The sequence below is a fragment of the Flammeovirga yaeyamensis genome, from assembly GCF_018736045.1.
GTDB classification, from domain to species: Bacteria; Bacteroidota; Bacteroidia; order Cytophagales; family Flammeovirgaceae; genus Flammeovirga; species Flammeovirga yaeyamensis.
The window spans coordinates 4,717,043-4,737,500 of record NZ_CP076132.1; the positions used below are offsets into that span (position 1 = coordinate 4,717,043).

Here is a 20,458-nt window from a genome sequence, read left to right on the forward strand (position 1 = left end):
ATATGAAAAACATCAGTTTCCTTCTTCTTTTCGTTGTTTTGTTTCTTTCTGGATGCAACCGACAATTCTACGACAGAGAGCGTTCTCTCGATTATACTGCTGATAATGCATATATCGATCAGAAGAAAAACATGCTCTGTCTAAGAGGAAACGCCGTTTTTATTGGTCCTGAAATTGAAATTACTGCAGATTCCATAGACCTTCACCATCGTTCTGGTTTGGTCGTTGTTTATGGAACTGAAGATGGTCCTGCCGAAGTATATATCAAAAGTGATAACCTAAAAGTATTGGGTAGCTACCGAATGGCGGGAAGTAGAGATACCTTCTACAGACCATTTGATTATTACCCTCAGGTGAACCGACTTCGCTTTCATTCTGAAAAGAAACAGCCTTTCTTCAAGAAAACTAAAGTTGACCAATAAAGTCGATAGCCGCTTGTGCTGGATTCTCCGTTTTCATGAAATTCTCTCCTATCAAAAAGCCTTTATAACCGTACGTCTTCAGCTCTTTGATATTCTCGATATTACTGATTCCACTTTCAGATACCTTCACAAATTCGTTAGGGATTTTCTCTGCCAACGCCTTCGACGTTTCGATGCTTACCTCAAACGTTTTCAAGTTTCTGTTATTTACACCGATCAAATCCATACATGGATCAACATGGGCATTTAACTCTTCTTCGTTGTGCACTTCAAGAAGTACTTGCATACCCAAATTTCTAGCAACTGCAGCATATTGCTTACTCTCTTTTGGAGTCAAACAAGCAGCAATCAAAAGGATAAAATCTGCTCCAATCGACTTTGCCTCAATAATCTGATATTCATCAACGATGAAATCTTTACGGATAATCGGCACTGGAGAAACTGAACGAGCAGCTAACAAATCATCTACTGTTCCTCCGAAAAATTCCTGATCCGTTAAAACAGACATTGCTGACGCTCCAGCTTTGAAATACCCTTCGGCAACATCAGATACTTTGGCAGTACCGTTAATTAGTCCTTTTGAAGGAGATTGTCTTTTGAACTCAGCAATGATACCCGATTTCGTTGGACTTCCAATCCACGCTTTCGCTGATACTGGTTCTTTATCAAATAGTGGTCTTGATTGTAAATCTGCCACTGTCAAAATTTCTTTTCTTGCTGCTACCTCTATCTTTTTGTGGGCAACGATTTTATCTAAAATAGTCATTTGATATCGACCTTTTATTGTGCTATTAATTTTTTGAATGAGTTCAATGCTGCTCCCGATGCTAAGGACTCTTTCGCTTGGGCAACACCTTCAATTAATGGAAGACCTTTACCTGTGGCAATCGCTACACCTGCATTGGCTAATACCGCTTGCTTCTGAGGTTCCGTTCCTTTATTCTCCAAAATATCAGTGAAGATCTTTGCCGACTCTGCAATTGATCCACCACCAAATAAAGATTCTTTCGTCTGATAATTCAATCCTAAATCTTCTGGCTTCAGTAACTTCTCGGCATCTTTAGTAATCATCTTAAATGGAGAAGTTAGAGAGATCTCATCGTAAATATCCAACGAGTGAAGGATGGCAAATTGCTTATCAGTTTGCTGATATAAGTAACCATACAAACGAGCAATTTCTAAGCTGAATACACCTACAATTTGTTTCTTAGGGAAAGAAGGGTTTACCATTGGTCCTAACATATTGAAGAATGTTTTCACACCCAATTCTCTACGAATCGGCGCTACATTTTTCATCGCTGGGTGGAACAATGGAGCGTGAATAAAGCAAATCCCTGCCTCCTCTAAATTTCTTTTCAGTGTATCGACATCGTTGGTGAAATCGTATCCGAAATGGGCCATCAAGTTAGACGATCCACACACAGAAGAAACACCATTGTTACCATGTTTGGCCACATTTTGTCCGGCTCCTGCTACAATAAACGATGATAAAGTCGAGATGTTGAATGTATCCTGACCGTCACCACCTGTACCACACAAATCCATGGCATCGAAATCGTCTAAGTCAATTCTTAGACACAATTCCAACATGGCATCTCTAAAACCAGTAAGTTCTTCCACGGTGATGCTTCGCATAGAATACACCGTTAAAAATGCAGCAATCTGAGAAGGGTTAAACTCTCCCTGTGCCAGTTTAGTTAAGGTTTCTCTTGCCTCTACTTCCGACAAAGAACCGTACTCGAAAAGTCTGTTTAAAATCTTTTTCATAATCCTTGATTTATCCCTGTACCCAGTTTTTAAGCATTTCCATACCGTGTTCTGTCAATACCGATTCTGGATGGAATTGTACGCCTTGAACATCAAATTCTTTATGTTGAACGGCCATTACATAGCCTTTTTCGTCTCTAGCGGTTACTTGCAATGGTGTTCCTGCTAAGCTATCCGATTGAATCACCCAAGAGTGGTAATGTCCAATTTTAAATGTGTTAGGCAATCCTTGGAACAAACGAGCGTCTGGAGTCGTTACCTGTGCCGTGTCTTGAACACCATGCAATGGATAATTATTTGCTAATGATGCTCCGAAAGCTTCTCCTATAGCCTGATGCCCTAAACAAACGCCTAAAATACTTTTCGACGAGGCATATTCTTTAATCACCTGCGGCATAATGCCCGCTTCTGATGGAATACCCGGTCCAGGAGAAAGAAGGATTTTGTCGTATTTACCGACTTTCTCTAAAGTAATTTTATCGTTTCTAAATATATCTACCTCTTGCCCTAACTCTCTTAAATAATGCACCAAGTTGTACACAAACGAGTCGTAATTATCGAGCACTAATATCTTATTCTTCATCTCTTCTTTTCTTCTCTATTATAAATTCTCCGCTTTGTCCATTGCATTTCTCAGTGCTGCCAATTTGTTGTGCACCTCTTGCAATTCACTTTCCTCCGACGATTGTGCCACTACACCTGCACCCGCTCTATACGTTAACTGATTGTCCAAACTTAAGAACGAACGGATCATAATTGCGTGGTTGAAGTCGCCATCAAAACTCATAAAACCAATCGCACCACCGTAGAAACTTCTTCTCACGTTTTCATACTTGTCGATTAATTCCATGGCCTTGTATTTAGGCGATCCAGATAATGTACCTGCAGGGAAAGTATCGGCCACTACTCTCAAAGGATCTGTGCCTTCTGTAAGCTGACCATTCACTTTAGATACCAAGTGAATCAAATGAGAATAATATTGGATTTCTTTAAATACTTCTACTTCTACCTCATCTCCATTTCTACTCAAATCGTTTCTGGCTAAATCAACTAGCATGACGTGTTCTGAGTTTTCTTTTGGATCGTTGTATAACTCTTGAGCGATTTCCGCATCCTTTTTGTCATTACCCGTACGCTTAAATGTACCAGCAATTGGATGGATCGTCGCTTGCTTATCTTTTATTATAATTTGTGCCTCCGGCGATGAACCAAAGATCTTGTATGTACCGTAATCGAAATAGAATAAATAAGGTGATGGGTTAATTGATCTCAAGGCTCTATATACATTGAACTCGTCGCCTTGGAAGTTTTGTTGATAACGTCTTGATAAAACGATTTGGAAAACATCTCCTCTAAAACAGTGATCTTTTCCTTTCTTAATCACATCTAAAAATTCTTGATCAGTGAAGTTGGTCGTTTCCTCTCCCACTCTCGAGAAGTGATAAGCAGGATAGTTTTTACTTTTGATCAACGTCTTAATTTCTTCGATATTACTTTCTGATGCTTCCCCTTCAGGAATGTGCTCAAAAATATGCAGCTCATTTTTAAAGTGGTTGATCGCTATCACATATCTAAATGCTTGATATCGAATCTGAGGAATCTCTGTATCTACTTTATCCTTATCAAAAGTAATTTCCTCGAACGATTGTACCGCATCGTAAGTCATGTATCCGAATAAACCATGAGAAGCAAACTTTTGGTGTTCCTCATTTTTGTATTCAAATGACTTCGAGAATGTCGATAATGCTGCTAAAGCTTCCTCATAATTATCAAGATTTCGTTTTTGCTCCTCTTCTCCAGGATACTGAATTCTTAATTCTTTATCATTAACTGAAAACTCGGCAACAGGTTCACAACAGATAAAAGAGTAACTGTTATCAGCCCCATGGTAATCCGAACTTTCTAATAGTAAGCTATTGGCAAAACGGTCTCTCACCCTCAAGTAAATACTTACTGGAGTCACCGTATCGGCTAGTAATTCAGCGTGTGTGTTGATGAAACGGTACATGTTATTTTAATTTATTTTTTTGACTGCAAAAAGTATGAACATAAAAAAAGCTCACTGAGTGATCAGCGAGCTTTTTTTATAATATATATCTTGAAAAATATAGCTATACGCGACTGTTCACTCAATTGGAATTAACTGAGCGCCACCACCACGATAAAACGATATTTTTGATTGCATTTTTCATTATGCGATAAAAGTAGTGAGTAGAAAGTTAATTCCCAACGAATTATTGATTTTTTCGATGACATCAACAAAAAAACAATAATCACAAGTATTTTATTAACAAATATTGCTTTTTATTGAAAATTTTCAAACAAAACCAACCAATCTTTCAACGATTAATATTTGATTAACTATTTAGCTATCAAAAACTCTCTGTTATTTTGATTTGTTTAAGATTTCCACGAAAGTTATCACTATCTATTCTTCAAAGTTTATAGTATTTTTAGCCAAATATCTCACAAGTCTCAAAAGTGATCACACTAATTGAACGATCTAAGCTAATCGAATAAATGATTCAAATACATCAACTTATATATAAATATCCAAAAGGGGTTGAAATCAGTTTTCCTGATTTTGAAATTAAATCTGGAGAAGAAATTTTGATTCTTGGTGCTTCCGGATGTGGAAAAACCACTTTACTCCATGTATTGGGAGGTTTACTTCCTGCAACGTCAGGTAAAGTGATTATCAACGACACGGATATTACTCAACTTACAGGAAGTAAAGTAGATCAATTCCGCGGGAAAAATATTGGTGTGATTTTCCAGAAGCCGCATTTTGCTAGAGCATTAACAGTAAAAGAAAATTTAGCTTTTGCTCAGAAAGCTGGAGGCAAAAAAGTAGATAGTGGTAGAATCAAACATTTATTGGAAAGATTGGATATTGCCCAACATATTGATGCTAGTCCAAGTAATATGAGTGAGGGGGAAAAACAACGTCTGAGTGTCGCTATGGCACTCATCAATAAGCCTGCATTATTATTGGCTGATGAACCCACAGCGAGTTTAGACGATGAACATGCCAATGAGGTAATTCAATTATTAAGAGAAATGGCTTCTGAAGAAAATTCAGCTTTAGCGATTGTTACTCACGACAGCCGATTAAAAGAAGCCTTTGCAGAAAGAACACTTACCTTATCTAAACTTCACTAAGCCAATTATGAATATCTTTAAGTTTGCCTGGAAAAATTTATGGCATAAGCCTTTAAATACATCATTAAATCTTATCCTTTTTGCCTTTGGGGTAAGTATTATTTCTGCTTTATTACTCTCTCAAGATTATTTTGAGAAAACACTGAAGAAAAATCAAGCAGGTATTGGTATGGTTGTCGGTGCGAAAGGAAGTCCTTTACAACTTATTCTCTGTGCCATTTATCAAGTAGATACTCCTACCGGAAATATCCCTTTATCTGAAACCAAACGTTTAAAAAAACATCCTTTGGTTTCAAAAGCTATCCCTCAATCTTTAGGTGATTCTTATAAAGGCTATCGAATTGTAGGTACTACTCATGAATACCCTGAATTATATAAAGCAGAAATCGCTTCAGGAAAAATGTTTGATGAAAACAAATCATTAGAAGTAACTGTTGGATCTGCTGTGGCTAAAAAACTAGGTTTAAAACTTGGAGATGATTTTCATTCAGCTCATGGCATTGGAGAAGGTGGACACGAACACGATCATGAACATTTTGAAGTAGTCGGTATTTTAAAACCTACAGGCACAGTGATCGATCAATTGTTATTAACGAGTTTGTCTTCTATTTGGGATGTACATAAACACGAAAAACCAAGTGGAGCCAATTATGGGAATTTATCTAGTAAAAAAGAGGAACATCATCATGATGATCATGAGGAAGATAGAGAAATCACTAACCTTCTGATTAAGTTTAGAAACCCAATGGGTGCCATCACTTTACCTAGAATGGTGAATGAACAAACCTCTATGCAAGCCGCTTCTCCTGCTTATGAAACATCAAGATTATTGTCTTTATTAGATGATGCGATCAAAGCACTAAAAGCTTTAGCTGTTGCTATTATGATTGTTTCTGGCTTGAGTATTTTCATCTCGCTATATAATTCATTGAAAGAGAGAAAATACGAATTGGCCTATTTACGATCTTTAGGTACATCTCAAAGATATATTTTTAGTCTTTTATTAATAGAAGGTTTACTGTGTTCTTTCATTGGGTTTGGGATAGGAATGTTACTGAGTCATGGGAGTATTTATATAGCAGCGACGCAAATTGATACATTAGCGGCGTTAAATATTGGTGGTACATCATTTAACTCGGGAGAAATTGTTTTATTTGCAAGTACAATCGGTATTGGATTTTTAGCTTCTATACTTCCTGCACTTCAAGCAGCACGTACTAACATATCAAAAGCTTTATCAGAATAAACATGAAATATATCACTTTCGTCTTACTACTTTTTTCATTCTTGACTACTTCATATGCACAAGATGATAACAATCCTTGGAAGACTTTAAGTCATGTAGAAATGAAAACCTACATGGACGAAACCTTAGGCTTTGAGGTTTCAGAACCTATTTTCGGCCCTGAAGTAGAAATGCTAGACGGTTCATTTATCACTATATCCGGTTATATTTTACCAGTGGATAGTGAAGATGGGACAAGTATCATCTCTTTTATGCCTTTCGCTAGTTGTTTCTTTTGTGGAAATGCAGGCCCTGAAACAGTAATGGAATTGGATATTCCCAAAGTGCAAAGTCAGGTAAATAAAAAAGTGACGGTGAGAGGACAGTTAAAATTAAACAGAGATGATTTTTATAGTTTAATCTATAAACTTAAAAATACAGAACTCATCAAAGTCGAATAGTATTTGATATTCATTTATCGAATGGATATAAAAAAAGAGTTAGTTCAGTGTAATTGAGCTAACTCTTTTTTAATTATCGTAACGACTATAAAAGTCTTATTCTCTTAATTTGATTTTACCACACACAATTCAGAATCACATGAATGATCCTTTCCATGTGTTTTTTTCATATTCATAAAATGAAGTGCGATCAATGAAAATGATGCGGAGTAAGAGATGACTGCTAACCACATAGGTTCAAAACCTGCATATTTTACTAACATGGTAGTAGCATACACTAAATATGACATCCACATTCCTACTTTCATCCAACGGATACAAGATTTTCTGGAAGCAAAATAAACCGCAATACCTCCTATTAAAACCATTGAGATATCTAGAACTCCAAAAAAATCCATGGTATGCGAGTGTGCATGATCATGTCCCTCATGTGCATGAGATAAAGCAGAAGTAAAAATAATTACTCCTGAAGTAAGAATACAATGTATTAAACAAAACAAGGATCCAGTAAAGCCAATTTGATCGGCATATCTTTCTAGTCTTAATCGTAAGGAATTGATCATGATGCAAAATTATATCTCGATTCTTTTTTTTGCAAACTTGTTGCAACAAAGATGTAGTTGCATTTACAAAAATTATCCTAATTCAGCATATATCAATATTTATTTGCGAAAATATATTCCATAAAATCTCCAACATTCGTTTAAACATTAATGATTTATCATATTTTCATGTAAAAAATCAAATATTTAATGATCAAATCGTCAAGAACTTTGAATAAGTAGAACTTTTGTTCAAATTTGCAGTTAATATGTATATAGATTTATTCTAAATAACTTTTTTTTGATAATGATTGACATTGAACAACTTCGAAGCGAATTCCCAATATTGGCCACAGAGGTAAACGGTCATCCTCTTACTTATTTTGATAATGGTGCGACAAATCAAAAACCCCAATCGGTCATTGATGCGCTTTCAGGATATTATAAAGGATACAACTCTAATGTTCATAGAGGGGCACACGCACTTGCAGACAAAGCAACTCAAGCTTTTGAGCATACTCGTGAATTGCTTAAAGAGTTTGTCAATGCGCCAAAAACAGAGCAAATCATTTTCACTAAAGGAACTACAGAAGGAATCAATCTTGTAGCGAATACTTATGGTAGAGCTAATTTACAAGCAGGCGATGAAGTGATTGTTTCTACTATGGAACACCACTCCAATATTGTTCCTTGGCAGATTGTGGCCCAAGAAAAAGGGGCAACTGTTAGAAACATTCCAATTTCTGATGAAGGTGAAATTATCTTCGAGGAATTTGAAAAAATGCTTTCAGACAAAGTGAAAATCGTTTCTATCGTTCATGCATCAAATGCTTTGGGTACAGTAAATCCTGTAGAACGTATTATCGAGAAAGCCCACGAAATTGGTGCTGTAGTTTTAATCGATGGTGCACAATCTGCAGCTCACTTACCAATTGATGTTCAAGCTCTGAATTGTGATTTCTTTGTTACCTCAGCACATAAAATGTTCGGACCAACAGGTATGGGCTTTTTATATGGTAAGGAAGATATTTTAAATGATATGCCTCCTTTTATGGGCGGTGGAGAAATGATTAAAGAAGTATCTTTTGATGGTACTACATTTAATACTCTACCTTATAAATTTGAGGCAGGCACCCCAAATATTGCAGATACAGTAGCTTATGCTAAAGCTATTGAATTTATCAACAGATACGGGAAGGAAAACATTGCTGCAAGAGAAAAAGAATTGTTGGATTACGCTACAAAAAAATTGATTGAAGAAGTACCTACGGCAAAAATAATTGGTACCTCATCAAACAAAGTAAGCGTTCTATCATTTATTATAGAGAATATCCACAATTATGATATTGGGATGATGTTGGATGCTAGAGGCATTGCGGTAAGAACCGGTCATCACTGTACTCAACCTTTAATGGCTCGTTATGGCTTGGAAGGAACAGTAAGAGCATCATTCTCTGTGTATAATACCTTTGAAGAGATCGATAACTTTATCGAAGCCCTAAAAAGGATTGTAAAAATGTTTGGATAAATAGAAATAGATATAAATATGTCAGTGGCAACAAAAAGCATAGAAGAAGTACAAAACGACATCATCGATGATTTCGATTTGTTAGATGGAGATAGAGAGTCTACTATCTTTTATATCATGGAATTAGGACAAGAACTTCCTGCAATTGATGAAACACACATGGTTGACGAAAACTTAATCAAAGGGTGTCAATCGAAAGTGTGGCTAACTACCGATTTTGTAGATGGTCATGTTATTTTCAATGCAGATAGTAATACTGATATCACTAAAGGTTTAATCAGTTTACTAATTAGAGTGCTTAATGGTAGAACTCCTCTAGAAATTATGAATGCTGATTTATTCTTCTTTGAAAAAATTGGTATGAATGGAGTAATTGGCTCTCAACGTTCTAATGGCTTTGCCTCAATGATCAAACAAATGAAGTTTTATGCATTGGCTTACAGTGCGAAAAACTAATATTCAATCATGTCAGAAAATAAAAACGAATCTGTAAATACTATGAGCAATACAGATGAATTAAAAGATAATATCATTGCAGCGATCAAAACAGTGTATGATCCTGAAATCCCAGTAGATGTTTTCGAATTGGGGTTAATCTATGATATCAATATTATTCCTCCTTTAAACAAAGTGCATATTTTAATGACACTTACTACACCCTCTTGCCCTTCTGCGGAACAAATCCCTGGTGAAATTGAGCAAGTGGCAAAAGCAGTAGAAGGAGTGAGTGATGTAGAAATTGAACTTACTTTCGAGCCTCCTTACACTACAGACATGATGTCTGAAGAAGCAAAGTTGGAACTCGGCTTTTTATAGAGAATACAAACGTATAAACAATAACGGAAATTATGTATCCAGAACATTTGACTACTCCTATGAAATTGGAGTTGACTGATAATGGTTTTGCAGATCTAACATCTGCTACTGAAGTAGAAGAAACTATTGCGAAAGCAGGTACTACTTTATTGGTAATCAACTCAGTTTGTGGTTGTGCTGCAGGTACTTGTAGACCAGGCGTTTTACAATCGCTTCAACAATCAGAGGTAAAACCAACTCAATTGGCAACAGTATTTGCTGGTGTTGATGCTGAGGCAGTAGCTAAAGCTAGAGAGTTAATGTTACCTTACCCTCCATCGTCGCCAAGTATTGCGATGTTCAAAGATGGTGAGTTAGTTCACTTTATCGAAAGACACCACATCGAAGGCCGTTCTGCTGAAATGATCGCTGAACACCTTACGGCTGTTTATAAAGAATTCTGCTAGTCAGAATGAAAACAAAAAAATGCTGATCGTTAATTCGATCAGCATTTTTTTTATTTAGAGTTTCCTACGTAGGCAAACTTAAAATGTATTCTTCTGTTTTGTCGTCTTCCCTCTTTTGTAGCATTACTAACAAGTGGTTCATCCTCACCTTTACTATCTACAATAATACGATTAGGGTTTTCGATATCTTTAAAGAAAAATCCTACTGATTTTGCTCTCTCCATACCTAAATAAGTATTATAAACCGCTGGACCACTACTATCTGTATGTCCTGTAATCTTTAAAGATTTTTTCGGATTTTTCGTTAAATACTCTTTGATTTCGGATAAGATTTTATGATGTGTTGTGGAGAATTCCTTTGAATCAAATGGAAACTGAATAGTCATATCTTCTACTCGTTTCTCAAATTCCAAGTCCTCATTACTTGTGTTTTCTCCAACAATTTCTTGATGAATTTCCTCATGATCGTGTTCAGGATCATAATTTACATAACCATCCTCAGAACCACCTGTATTTTCAATGTATCTCAAGTTCACTCCTGTCTTCGCCCCTTTTACAAATTTAGAAGACAGTTGTTCTCTTTCTACACCGTGATCAACCATATAATCAATAATTGCATTAATATCAGCTAATCCTTTTTTCGATTCATCTGCAGTAATTACTAATTCTAAAACAGCACAATTTCTAAGTTCAGCCAGTAAATGATTCAATAGATCCTTATTAATATCTATCACATCATCATTACTTTCTTCGACCAACAGTTCATTATAACTTAAGTCTGCATCGTAATGTTGACAATTGGCTGCTCTTGACAATGTTTTTTGATATCCCTTGGGACGAATGATGTACTCCATACGTTCATTTTTCCAAGACTCTTCATCATCTGCTAAATAAAGAGGGAATCTAGTACCGTAACCAATATTTTGATCTACTAGGGCATCATCTGTATATCCAACAGTATGCATACCTTCTAAAGACTCCATAGATCTAGTTTTAGATTCAAATTCTAAAACAAGGTCACTTTTATCATCATTGTAATTACTATGTCCTACCACTTCTATACTCTGATCAGGGTGCTTTTCAATAAACTCTTTTAATAATTTAAGTTCTATTGCCGAGGCTGCCATATCCAATTCATTTTCTTTGAAATAGATATTGTTCAGTTCCTCTGATCTATTTTCAGCAAAAGGTTGTAAGGTATATGTTTTCGTATAGTTTACAGTTCCTGAATTATATTTACTAAAATCAATTCTTTCAGACTTCAATAGATAATTATCAGCAGTTAAGATAACTCCATAGTTTCCATAACAACGATGCATAAATTCTACAGGCGTATTGATATTAATAAAATCAAGTTCTCTTTCTATTTCCTGAGTTTTAATGTTGATCAATTTTAAATTAATTGCTGCATTTTTCTCGTCTTCTGTGGTAGCTGCAAACTTAAAGAAAACTACTTTTTGAATATTGGCTTCGTTGTTTTTCACACAATAAATATCGAATCCACCCATTCCTTCTTCTCTTACTGAAGAAAAATATGATTCTTCACCATCAGCAGACATTACATAGAAAATATCATCGCTTGGTGAGTTTACTGGATAATTTAACTGTTCTAATGTACCTAGTTCACCAGTCATTAAATCGATATCGATTTTAAATACATCAAAACCACCAATACTGTGATGCCCTTGTGAACTAAAGTATAAAGTCTTACCATTCGGATGTATATAAGGCGATTCCTCGTCTAAGTCAGAGTTAATTACTCCACCTAGGTTTTGTGCTTCAGCCCACTCACCGTTAGGTAGCTTTCTAATGATGTATAAGTCTTTTCCTCCTTGTGCTTCAGGATCTTCTCTATCACTTACGAAAATAATTGCTTTACCATCGGCAGACATACTCATGTGTGTTTCATGAGCAGTAGAATTAATCGGTGCAGAAACTGATGTTGGTTCAGACCATTTTCCATCCCTATAATTCACTTCGTAGATGTTCCCCGGATTGTTTGTACTTTTTCCGTAACTACGGTACATGAAAAGTTGATTCCCATCAGAAGACAATGCAATCGCTGCATCGTGTTCATCTGTATTGATCTCGCTAAATTCTTTTGGAGAATGCCAAAACCCATCTTCTCTTCTATCCATGTAAAATACATCTTGATATGGAAGTTGGTCATGAGGGTCTAATTCATGATGACTCGAGATATCCTGACGATGAGATGTAAAGTATAAACGAGAACCATCTACCGTAATAATTGGTGCTAAATCTGGAAGATAAGTATTGGCCAAAGAAAGATTAAGCATCAATTTATTATCTGCTTTTGCAAAAAATGCAGGTCCTCTTTTACATTGATCAATATATCTATCCAATTCCTCTTCTGTAAAAACAGTGTAACCGGCTAACTTTTTCTTCTCTTTTAAAGTTTCTTCGGTTTCCGATTGAAGAATTGCTTTGGCCTTCTCAAATTTGACTATGGCAGAATCGAACTCCATAACTAAATGGTAAGTTCTTCCCAGCCAATAATCGATTTGACGCATATCGGGTTGTAGAATATTCGCTTTTTGGAAATAAGGAAGTGCATCAACCTTATTTTTTGTAGGTGAATGAAAAGTTGCTATACCTAAATAATACCACATTAAAGCGTTATTCTGACTTGTCTTAGTAGCAACAAGCATTTCATCTTCCACAAAATGATATTCTTCAATTTTTAAATATCTTTCTGCTTCTTTGAGCGCTTTTTTGTCTTTTGAGCTAACTGTTTGCCCAATACTATGCAATGAAGTTATTATAAAAAGTAGTAATAGTAACAGTTTATTTTGGGAGTAGATCATTTTGAGAGTATCTGATTATTAAACTACTAATTTCGAAATTCTAGAGGAGTAAACGAAATTCTACGATTCTTTTTTCTACCTTCTTCCGTGTTATTGTCTGCAATTGGCTGTTTAAATCCATAAGATTTATGCGTTAATCTACTTTTTTCTATCCCCATAATGATCAATTGTTGAACCACAGCTTTAGATCTTTTTTCTCCTAAAATAGTATTAAATGCGGCTGTACCTTTGTTATCTGTATGTCCGCCTACCTCTAACAAGAGGTCCGGATATCTATCCATTACATCAAAAACTTGTTCGATTACACGAAAACTTTCCGATGTAATTACATTACTATTAAAAGCAAAATTGATCGTTCCGATAACATCCAAAACTTCACCTAAAGTAGGCTCTAATACTGGAATTGTATCTTCTACTACTACTTCTACAAAAGCTACTTCTTCTATATCTTTTGGAAGAATTACATATTCAATTCTCTGATTCTTTAGTCTACCTAATTTTGAATTATTAGAGGCAATTGGATGTTGCCAACCGAACCCTTCTACTTCTAATTTATCTACATCTACCCCTCTACTTATTAATTCTTTAGCAATTTTGTCCGCTTTATCTTGAGTATATTCCATCACACTTGCAGAGTCTTTATCCGATAAAGCTTCATGCACGTGGATACCTATTTTATATTCCTCTACATTTTTAATGAAGTTGGCTAAATCATTCAATTCTGCCTCCGATTGTTCTGTAATATTCAATTGATCATCAAAGAATATGTTATTTAACTCCTCTCTTTCTTGAGGGGCGATTCTTTTCAACTTCACAATATCATTAATTTCCAGATACTGATCGATTTCTTTGATATTGATATTCTTTGAATGAAATAAATAACCACTTTGTAGCACCCTAAATCCATAATTATGATCAGGTTCTAAATAGAATAAATATTTACCACCTTCAGCACTAGCCGTGATGATCTCTTCTTTCACATCATTTTCTACTACCGACAATCCTGCTTCCACCAAATTATTTGATGTTGCATCACGTACTTCACCTACCAAGGCAATTGACTGTACTGTTTCCGATGGAACAATGGCCATATAAATATCTTGTCCACCATAACTATCTTCTCTAATAGAAGAGAAGTAGCCTCTTTGTCCATCAGAAGAAATTGAATAAAAAACATCGTCTCCTGCAGTGTTTATAGGGTAGCCAATATTTTTTGGGGTAGACCAGGCCTTAGTACTTTCATTCCATTCCGAAGAATAAATGTCGTAACCTCCCATACCATTGTGTCCTTTAGAACTAAAGTACAATACTTTTCCACTTGGGTGAATAAACGGAGATTCCTCGTCATACTCTGTATTAATCACTGGGCCTAAATTTTCAGCCTTTCCCCAACTACCATCCTCTTCCTTATGGATAACATAAATATCTTTACCGCCGTGAGCATCTTTTTGAGATCGGTTACTAGTAAAATAAAGCGATTTACCATCGGCAGTTAGAGAGGCATGTGTTTCCCAATTATCAGAATTAATATCTTTTGATAACTCTAGTGGTCTTGACCAATCCTTTCCGTTCCACTGACTTAAATATAAATCACCTGAATGGCTTCCTGTGTTTCTATACAAAAACAAAGAATTACCTGAAGGGGAAATACCTACAGCGGCATCATGACCTTTTGTATTTACTGTTGTTCCAATATTTTTTGCTTTTTGCCAAACACCCTCTTCATCATGGTGAGCGATATAGACATCTTCATAATACAAACCATCGATCGGATCGATATCTCCCCCTTTACTATCTGGTCTTCTTGAAGTAAAGATTAATGTTTTTTCATCTGCTGAAAGCACGGGGGCGAAATCTTGATATTCGGAGTTAATATTAGGTCCCAAATTAACGATGATCATTTCTAAAGAATCATCCATTAATTCCATACTCTTTAAACATTGTTTCTTTAAAAGCTCCAGTTCTTTGGTTAGTTTTTTATCGGTTTTTGTGGTCGATAAGTAATGATCATATAAATCATATGCTTCTTTAAAACGATGATTGTATTGTAAAGAAACTGCTTTTAAACGTTTTAATTCAGGGTAAGTCTCCTCATCATTTACTTTTTCGAAATAGGCGAGTGCGTGACTTTTATTTAAAGTCTGAGAATGTATATAGACATATCCCATAAGGTAATTCCATTCAGTATCAGAAGCACCTTCATCAGCTACATGTTTAAGAACTTCTTCTGCATGATGAAATTCTTCGTATTTCATGTACTCTTTGGCATATCGAACAGCCTTTTTAAACTCAGAAGTATGTTTTACTTTTTGTCCAAAAGATAAATTGATAGAAAATAGTATGACACAGACAGTAAAAAGTGGGTGTAAATGAAGTTTCATGTTAAAAAATGTCGCTTTGTAATATATTCTTAGTTAGATAATGCAAACAATATCATACAATTATAAGTTAAAATGCAAAAAGCATTGGTCTAAACTTTGAAAATTGTAATTTTGCAAAAAATATAATCTCAGAATTTTCCGAGATCAATTCAGTACAATTTACTGAAAACATCAATTAGATAAAAACATGACGGTATTACCTTATAAAGATAGCGGAGACGGCAAAAAAGAACAGGTGGCAAATATGTTTAATAACATATCGGCGAAGTACGATTTACTTAACCGTGTTCTTAGTGGTGGAATAGATATTTATTGGAGAAAAGTAGCTATCAATAAATTAAAGAAACAACAACCAAAGACTATTTTGGATGTAGCAACAGGAACGGGTGACCTAGCATTGCAAGCATGGGCAACACTTAAACCAGAAAAAATTACTGGAGCTGATATTTCTTCAGGTATGGTAGAAGTTGGTCGTGAAAAGATTGCTAAAAAAGGTTTATCAGATGTTATTGACCTTCAAATTGGAGATTCAGAAAACTTACCTTTTGTAGATAATTCTTTTGAAGCTGTAACAGTTGCTTTTGGTGTTCGTAACTTTGAAAATTTGGAGAAAGGATTGGCAGAAATCAAGAGAGTATTAAAACCTAATGGCACATTAGTTGTACTTGAATTCTCACAACCTACAAATTTCCTATTCAAACATTTATATAGATTCTATTCTATGCGAGTATTACCTTTGATAGGAAAATTAGTTTCTAAAGATAACTCAGCCTATACTTACTTACCTGAATCTGTAGAACAATTCCCTTACGGAAAAGCTTTTACTGATATTCTAAGTAAACTAGGTTACAAATCGGCCACATGTACAACACTCACTTTTGGGATAAGTTCTATATATACAGGAACAAAATAAATTTTTTATTTTTCTCTATTTTATTGATCACATTTTGTTCAAATACATCATTTGCTCAATTAAAGAAGAAAAAACAGACGAGTAGTACCGTTTACAACCTAATGAATTTCGACAACCGAACTTTTCATTATGGTTTTCAGATAGGGTATATTTCCTCTCCGGTAGGAATGGATCCATCGAGCGATCCTTACATAATCATACCGAATGAAGATGGAACTACTAACCAATATCTTACTTACATAACTCCTCAGACGACTGCCAGTTTTTTACTTGGCTTCATCATGAACATCAAATTATCTCAAGATAATCACTGGCACTTTAGGACCTCTCCTAACGTTTCGTTTTTTTCTAGAAGATTTTCTATTGATTTATTAGACGGAGGAACACTAGATAGTAGAGATGTTGATCAGCTTCAATCGAATACCAATTTGGAGATTCCATTATTGTTGAAATATCAGTCTGATAGAAGAAAGAATCATAGAATGTATTTATTAGGAGGTATTACACCTTCATATATGGTAGCTACAAAACATGAATCATCAAGAAAAGAGTATTTTATTACTTTAAACGAGTTTAATATGTCTTTGACTTGGGGTTTTGGATTCCATATTTACAATAGTATGTTCTGCTTATCTCCAGAGATTAGAATCTCACATGGTTTAATGAACGTTGCAGCTCAACCAGAGAACTCTTTGATTATGCATACGGTCGATGCCATTAGAACACACAAAATATCGTTTGTGATCAACTTTGAAGGTTAATATCAAAAAAAGATTATATAAAAAGCCTCTACTATTAATCAGTAGGGGCTTCTTCGTCTTTACCTTTTGATGTTCCTATTTCCACACCTTCCGTAGTAATAAAGTTACTTTCATTTAATGCTCTGTCGCATATATGAATTTCAAACTTTATAGAGTCTCCTTCTGAAAATATATCTTGAATTCTTTCATCAACAAGTAGTAGTATTAAGTACCTCAACTCACCTTCTAAAGGTCTATCTCTTCCTGAATTGTTCAACAATGGGAAACGACCATTGTATGAAGTTCCATCATCAAATGTGATCATGGAAAATTCTGTTTCATCAGGACGTTTTAAAAGTATATCAACAAAATAATTGTTGTGATACTTATTTACCATAGTAGTATCAGGATTATCAGGATCGGGAATAGTTGCATCATACTTTGGATCTTGTTCATCAGAACTTAATCCTAAATCGCCATCCCCATCTCTGAAATTTAGACCTACATAAATAGAATCTTGTTTCCCAGAATCCGAATCTCCATCACCACCTGCCCTATTTTCTATCCACGCAAATTCAATCTCAGGTTCGTTTGGAAACTCAGGTTCTCCAAAACATGAACTTAACATGAGAAGTATTAACAGATAAGGTACATATTTTATTTGCTGTGTTATATATTTTAGCGAAGTCATAGACAGATGAACTTAATTTATTAGGTGGATCTACGTCACTTTTAGTAAATTCCTTTACTTTTAAGTATCAAGATAATTAAATCTAAAGTATCTCAGAATGCAATCCATAGAATTTATTGAACAATTCAAGAAAAAAATATTCACCATTAAAAGTGAAAAAGATTTTGAAGAGGCTACATTAGCTGCCTTTAGATTTCAAGCTGTTCAAAATCCTATTTATGCTGAATACTTAAAGCATTTAGGAATCTCTATTAATAATATACATAAGATTACTGAAATTCCATTTATGCCGATCGAGTTTTTTAAGACTCAAAAGGTAATTTGTGAAAATATAACGGAAGAACAAATTTTTAGAAGTAGCGGTACAACCGGAAGCGTGAAGAGTCAACACTATGTAGCCGACCTTAATCACTATAAAAAAATTACCACCACATACTTCGAGAAAATCTATGGTCCATTGGATAAAATCCATATTCTAGCCCTTTTACCAAGCTATTTAGAACGTAACGATGCCTCCTTAATTCGCATGGTTTCTGACTTTATGGAGTTTTCTACAAGTGATTCAGACTTTTATCTTGATAATTTAGAAACATTGGCTCACAAATTGCAGGATTTAAAGAATAGTGGTGAAAAAGTGATCCTATTTGGTGTGACCTTTGCTCTTCTTGATTTTGCTGAAAAACATCCCGCTGATTACTCTAATGTGATTATCATGGAAACTGGCGGAATGAAAGGTAGAAAAAAAGAATTGACAAGAAGTGAGGTACACGATCAATTAAAAAAAGCATTCAATTCAGACAAAATTCACTCAGAATATGGTATGACCGAATTGCTTTCTCAAGGATACTCTTTAGGTGACGAACAGTTTATTACTCCACCTTGGATGAGAATCTACTTCAGAGAAATTAATGATCCTTTTTCGTTAACTACCAATAAAAGAGGAGGAATTAATATTGTTGATTTAGGCAATATTGAATCTTGCTGTTTTATTGAAACAAAAGACATCGGTGCTCCAGGAAAAGACTTTAATCATTTTTATGTTTTAGGTCGCTTTGATAATACCGATATTAGAGGTTGTAATTTGATGGTACAATAAATTAATCATATGAAACGCTTTTTAATTTTCTGTTCTTGCCTAGGTTTATTTGCGCTGTCTTCGTGCAGAACATATAAGACATGTCCTACTTACGCTAAAAACGACATCAAACAAGAAATTTTAGCTTCAAAGCAAGCTGTAGATCAGACTAAAAACTAGGTTTGGCTACAAGGAAAAAAGACCCGATAGAAATTGATTTTTCTATCGGGTCTTTTTTTTAAGAGTGAAGAGCGTTTTTTAAATTAAAAATGAAAAGTTAAAAATGAAAAACGTGAAATGTTGAGGATACGAATGAAGAGTGAAGTTCCATCTAAAACAATGGCATCTAACATTTCTAGTTTGTTTTCGAAGAAATACTATTTACATCTCTGTCTCTATATAAAGGAGGTCGACCTCTCTAGTACTATCAGTTTTAGCAGAAACTCATACGTTGGATAGCAACACCCTTATGATTTTCTATATTTTTGAATATTTCTATATTTACTGTAAGCTAGACTAGATATACTGTCTAGAAATAAACTATAATAGACAAGCAAATTATTTTAATAATTATGAACGAAGAATTTGAACATGAAGCAATCTCTAACATAGTAATAATCTTTTTTTGTTCTTTTACAGGAGCAGCGTATTCTTATTTTATGGAAGAATATTTTATTGCTGAGATTCTACTGGCAACAAGCTTTATATTTTTTTGTGTAATGCTGAGTTCTTTATTTGCCAAGAACAAGAAATATATATTTGCCTTTTTAGCTGTTGCCTTTCCCTCAATTATTCTTTTTATCGGCTATTATATGAATGATAATTTTATAAGTCAAACAGATACTGAGGTATTATTTATGTTTCTATCTTTAGAATTAATACTTATCGGAACTGCTATTAAATATTATGTTGCCCCAAAAGAATAAAAATTATTCAATTCACTGTAAACAAAAAAAGGTTAGCTAACATCTCGTGTTAACTAACCTTCTATATTTAATGAATGTGGCGCCGACTTACTCTCCCGGGGGTTAACCCAGTACCATCAGCACTGTAGGGCTTAACTGCTCTGTTCGGAATGGGAAGAGGTGAACACCTACGTCATTGGCACCATCAATGTCTTAATATCATTGACTGTGAACAGTAAAAACTTTGTCGGTGTCCCCACTAAGGGGACACCAACCGAAGAAAAGCTTTCGGGCGATTAGTACTTCTCAGCTTAATCCATCTCTGAACTTACACTTGAAGCCTATCAACGTCATCATCTATAACAACCCTCATAAGGAAATCTCATCTCGAGGTGGGTTTCGCGCTTAGATGCTTTCAGCGCTTATCCGCTCCACACATAGGTACCCGGCGATGCTCCTGGCGGAACAACCGGTACGCCAGAGGTGTGTCCAACTCGGTCCTCTCGTACTAAAGTCAGAGCCTCTCAAATTTCCAACGCCCGCAACAGATAGAGACCGA

The 20,458-nt window shown here is 35.1% G+C and carries 20 protein-coding genes and 2 rRNA genes (1 of these 22 only partly in view); 12 read left to right on the forward strand and 10 right to left on the reverse strand.

Going from position 1 to position 20,458, the window contains the following annotated elements; genetic code table 11:
- Positions 1 to 2 precede the first annotated feature (2 nt).
- A complete protein-coding gene (locus tag KMW28_RS18845) occupies positions 3 to 422 on the forward strand; it encodes a hypothetical protein (RefSeq protein ID WP_066211938.1) in 420 nt (139 codons plus the stop codon).
- On the opposite strand, the gene trpC is transcribed toward KMW28_RS18845, so the two are convergent.
- Genes trpC through KMW28_RS18865 form a run of 4 tightly spaced genes read right to left on the reverse strand, consistent with a single transcriptional unit; the run spans position 406 to position 4,197 of the window.
- Positions 406 to 1,188, reverse strand: a complete 783-nt coding sequence (trpC, locus tag KMW28_RS18850; protein ID WP_169666901.1) for an indole-3-glycerol phosphate synthase TrpC — start codon at positions 1,186 to 1,188, stop codon at positions 406 to 408. The genes KMW28_RS18845 and trpC overlap by 17 nt on opposite strands.
- 14 nt (positions 1,189 to 1,202) lie before the next feature.
- Positions 1,203 to 2,189 (reverse strand): anthranilate phosphoribosyltransferase, encoded by a 987-nt coding sequence (trpD, locus tag KMW28_RS18855; RefSeq protein ID WP_169666899.1) that lies wholly within the window; start codon positions 2,187 to 2,189, stop codon positions 1,203 to 1,205.
- 10 nt (positions 2,190 to 2,199) lie between these two features.
- Positions 2,200 to 2,772, reverse strand: coding sequence for an anthranilate synthase component II (locus tag KMW28_RS18860; RefSeq protein ID WP_169666897.1), 573 nt, complete (start codon positions 2,770 to 2,772; stop codon positions 2,200 to 2,202).
- An 18-nt stretch (positions 2,773 to 2,790) separates the two neighbouring features.
- Positions 2,791 to 4,197 carry an anthranilate synthase component I family protein gene (locus KMW28_RS18865; protein ID WP_169666894.1) on the reverse strand — a complete coding sequence of 469 codons (1,407 nt, stop codon included), beginning with the start codon at positions 4,195 to 4,197 and terminating at the stop codon, positions 2,791 to 2,793.
- 512 nt (positions 4,198 to 4,709) lie between these two features.
- On the opposite strand from KMW28_RS18865, the gene KMW28_RS18870 reads away from it, so the two are divergent.
- Genes KMW28_RS18870 through KMW28_RS18880 form a run of 3 tightly spaced genes read left to right on the forward strand, consistent with a single transcriptional unit; the run spans position 4,710 to position 7,037 of the window.
- Positions 4,710 to 5,351 carry an ABC transporter ATP-binding protein gene (locus tag KMW28_RS18870; protein WP_169666891.1) on the forward strand — a complete coding sequence of 214 codons (642 nt, stop codon included), beginning with the start codon at positions 4,710 to 4,712 and terminating at the stop codon, positions 5,349 to 5,351.
- 7 nt (positions 5,352 to 5,358) lie between these two features.
- Complete coding sequence (locus KMW28_RS18875) at positions 5,359 to 6,597, forward strand: ABC transporter permease (protein ID WP_169666889.1); 1,239 nt, start codon at positions 5,359 to 5,361, stop codon at positions 6,595 to 6,597.
- A gap of 2 nt (positions 6,598 to 6,599) precedes the next feature.
- The gene (locus KMW28_RS18880; protein WP_169666887.1) at positions 6,600 to 7,037 is read left to right on the forward strand and encodes a hypothetical protein; all 438 of its coding nucleotides are present in this window, start codon (positions 6,600 to 6,602) and stop codon (positions 7,035 to 7,037) included.
- A 104-nt stretch (positions 7,038 to 7,141) separates the two neighbouring features.
- Here the strand turns inward: KMW28_RS18880 and KMW28_RS18885 are convergent, their stop codons facing one another.
- On the reverse strand, positions 7,142 to 7,600 hold the full coding sequence (locus KMW28_RS18885; protein WP_066211921.1) for a MerC domain-containing protein: 459 nt from the start codon (positions 7,598 to 7,600) through the stop codon (positions 7,142 to 7,144).
- A 286-nt stretch (positions 7,601 to 7,886) separates the two neighbouring features.
- Here KMW28_RS18885 and KMW28_RS18890 point away from each other — a divergent pair, with 286 nt between their 5' ends.
- Genes KMW28_RS18890 through KMW28_RS18905 form a run of 4 tightly spaced genes read left to right on the forward strand, consistent with a single transcriptional unit; the run spans position 7,887 to position 10,369 of the window.
- Positions 7,887 to 9,107 carry an aminotransferase class V-fold PLP-dependent enzyme gene (locus KMW28_RS18890; RefSeq protein ID WP_169666885.1) on the forward strand — a complete coding sequence of 407 codons (1,221 nt, stop codon included), beginning with the start codon at positions 7,887 to 7,889 and terminating at the stop codon, positions 9,105 to 9,107.
- 18 nt (positions 9,108 to 9,125) lie between these two features.
- Positions 9,126 to 9,563 carry a SufE family protein gene (locus KMW28_RS18895; RefSeq protein WP_169666875.1) on the forward strand — a complete coding sequence of 146 codons (438 nt, stop codon included), beginning with the start codon at positions 9,126 to 9,128 and terminating at the stop codon, positions 9,561 to 9,563.
- A 9-nt stretch (positions 9,564 to 9,572) separates the two neighbouring features.
- Positions 9,573 to 9,923, forward strand: coding sequence for an iron-sulfur cluster assembly protein (locus tag KMW28_RS18900; protein ID WP_084005956.1), 351 nt, complete (start codon positions 9,573 to 9,575; stop codon positions 9,921 to 9,923).
- Positions 9,924 to 9,955: 32 nt separating this feature from the next.
- Positions 9,956 to 10,369, forward strand: coding sequence for a BrxA/BrxB family bacilliredoxin (locus tag KMW28_RS18905; RefSeq protein ID WP_066211915.1), 414 nt, complete (start codon positions 9,956 to 9,958; stop codon positions 10,367 to 10,369).
- 50 nt (positions 10,370 to 10,419) lie between these two features.
- Here the strand turns inward: KMW28_RS18905 and KMW28_RS18910 are convergent, their stop codons facing one another.
- Positions 10,420 to 13,194, reverse strand: a complete 2,775-nt coding sequence (locus tag KMW28_RS18910) for an OmpA family protein (RefSeq protein ID WP_169666873.1) — start codon at positions 13,192 to 13,194, stop codon at positions 10,420 to 10,422.
- 26 nt (positions 13,195 to 13,220) lie between these two features.
- Positions 13,221 to 15,575, reverse strand: a complete 2,355-nt coding sequence (locus KMW28_RS18915; RefSeq protein WP_169666871.1) for an OmpA family protein — start codon at positions 15,573 to 15,575, stop codon at positions 13,221 to 13,223.
- Positions 15,576 to 15,762: 187 nt separating this feature from the next.
- Here KMW28_RS18915 and ubiE point away from each other — a divergent pair, with 187 nt between their 5' ends.
- Positions 15,763 to 16,488, forward strand: coding sequence for a bifunctional demethylmenaquinone methyltransferase/2-methoxy-6-polyprenyl-1,4-benzoquinol methylase UbiE (gene ubiE / locus KMW28_RS18920; RefSeq protein ID WP_169666868.1), 726 nt, complete (start codon positions 15,763 to 15,765; stop codon positions 16,486 to 16,488).
- A complete protein-coding gene (gene porT, locus KMW28_RS18925) occupies positions 16,437 to 17,249 on the forward strand; it encodes a type IX secretion/gliding motility protein PorT/SprT (RefSeq protein WP_084005954.1) in 813 nt (270 codons plus the stop codon). The genes ubiE and porT overlap by 52 nt, the downstream gene beginning before the upstream one ends.
- Before the next feature lie 34 nt (positions 17,250 to 17,283).
- On the opposite strand, the gene KMW28_RS18930 is transcribed toward porT, so the two are convergent.
- On the reverse strand, positions 17,284 to 17,856 hold the full coding sequence (locus KMW28_RS18930) for a hypothetical protein (protein ID WP_066211906.1): 573 nt from the start codon (positions 17,854 to 17,856) through the stop codon (positions 17,284 to 17,286).
- 160 nt (positions 17,857 to 18,016) lie between these two features.
- On the opposite strand from KMW28_RS18930, the gene KMW28_RS18935 reads away from it, so the two are divergent.
- Both KMW28_RS18935 and KMW28_RS18940 read left to right on the forward strand, forming a co-directional pair.
- Positions 18,017 to 19,015 carry a LuxE/PaaK family acyltransferase gene (locus KMW28_RS18935; RefSeq protein ID WP_169666866.1) on the forward strand — a complete coding sequence of 333 codons (999 nt, stop codon included), beginning with the start codon at positions 18,017 to 18,019 and terminating at the stop codon, positions 19,013 to 19,015.
- 551 nt (positions 19,016 to 19,566) lie between these two features.
- Positions 19,567 to 19,920: a hypothetical protein gene (locus KMW28_RS18940; protein WP_169666864.1), complete on the forward strand. Its 354-nt coding sequence runs from the start codon at positions 19,567 to 19,569 to the stop codon at positions 19,918 to 19,920.
- A gap of 74 nt (positions 19,921 to 19,994) precedes the next feature.
- Here the strand turns inward: KMW28_RS18940 and rrf are convergent.
- Together rrf and KMW28_RS18950 are read right to left on the reverse strand one after the other, a co-directional pair.
- Positions 19,995 to 20,106: ribosomal RNA gene (gene rrf / locus KMW28_RS18945) — 5S ribosomal RNA — on the reverse strand.
- A gap of 69 nt (positions 20,107 to 20,175) precedes the next feature.
- Positions 20,176 to 20,458, reverse strand: a 23S ribosomal RNA gene (locus KMW28_RS18950) (it continues 2,596 nt past the right edge of the window).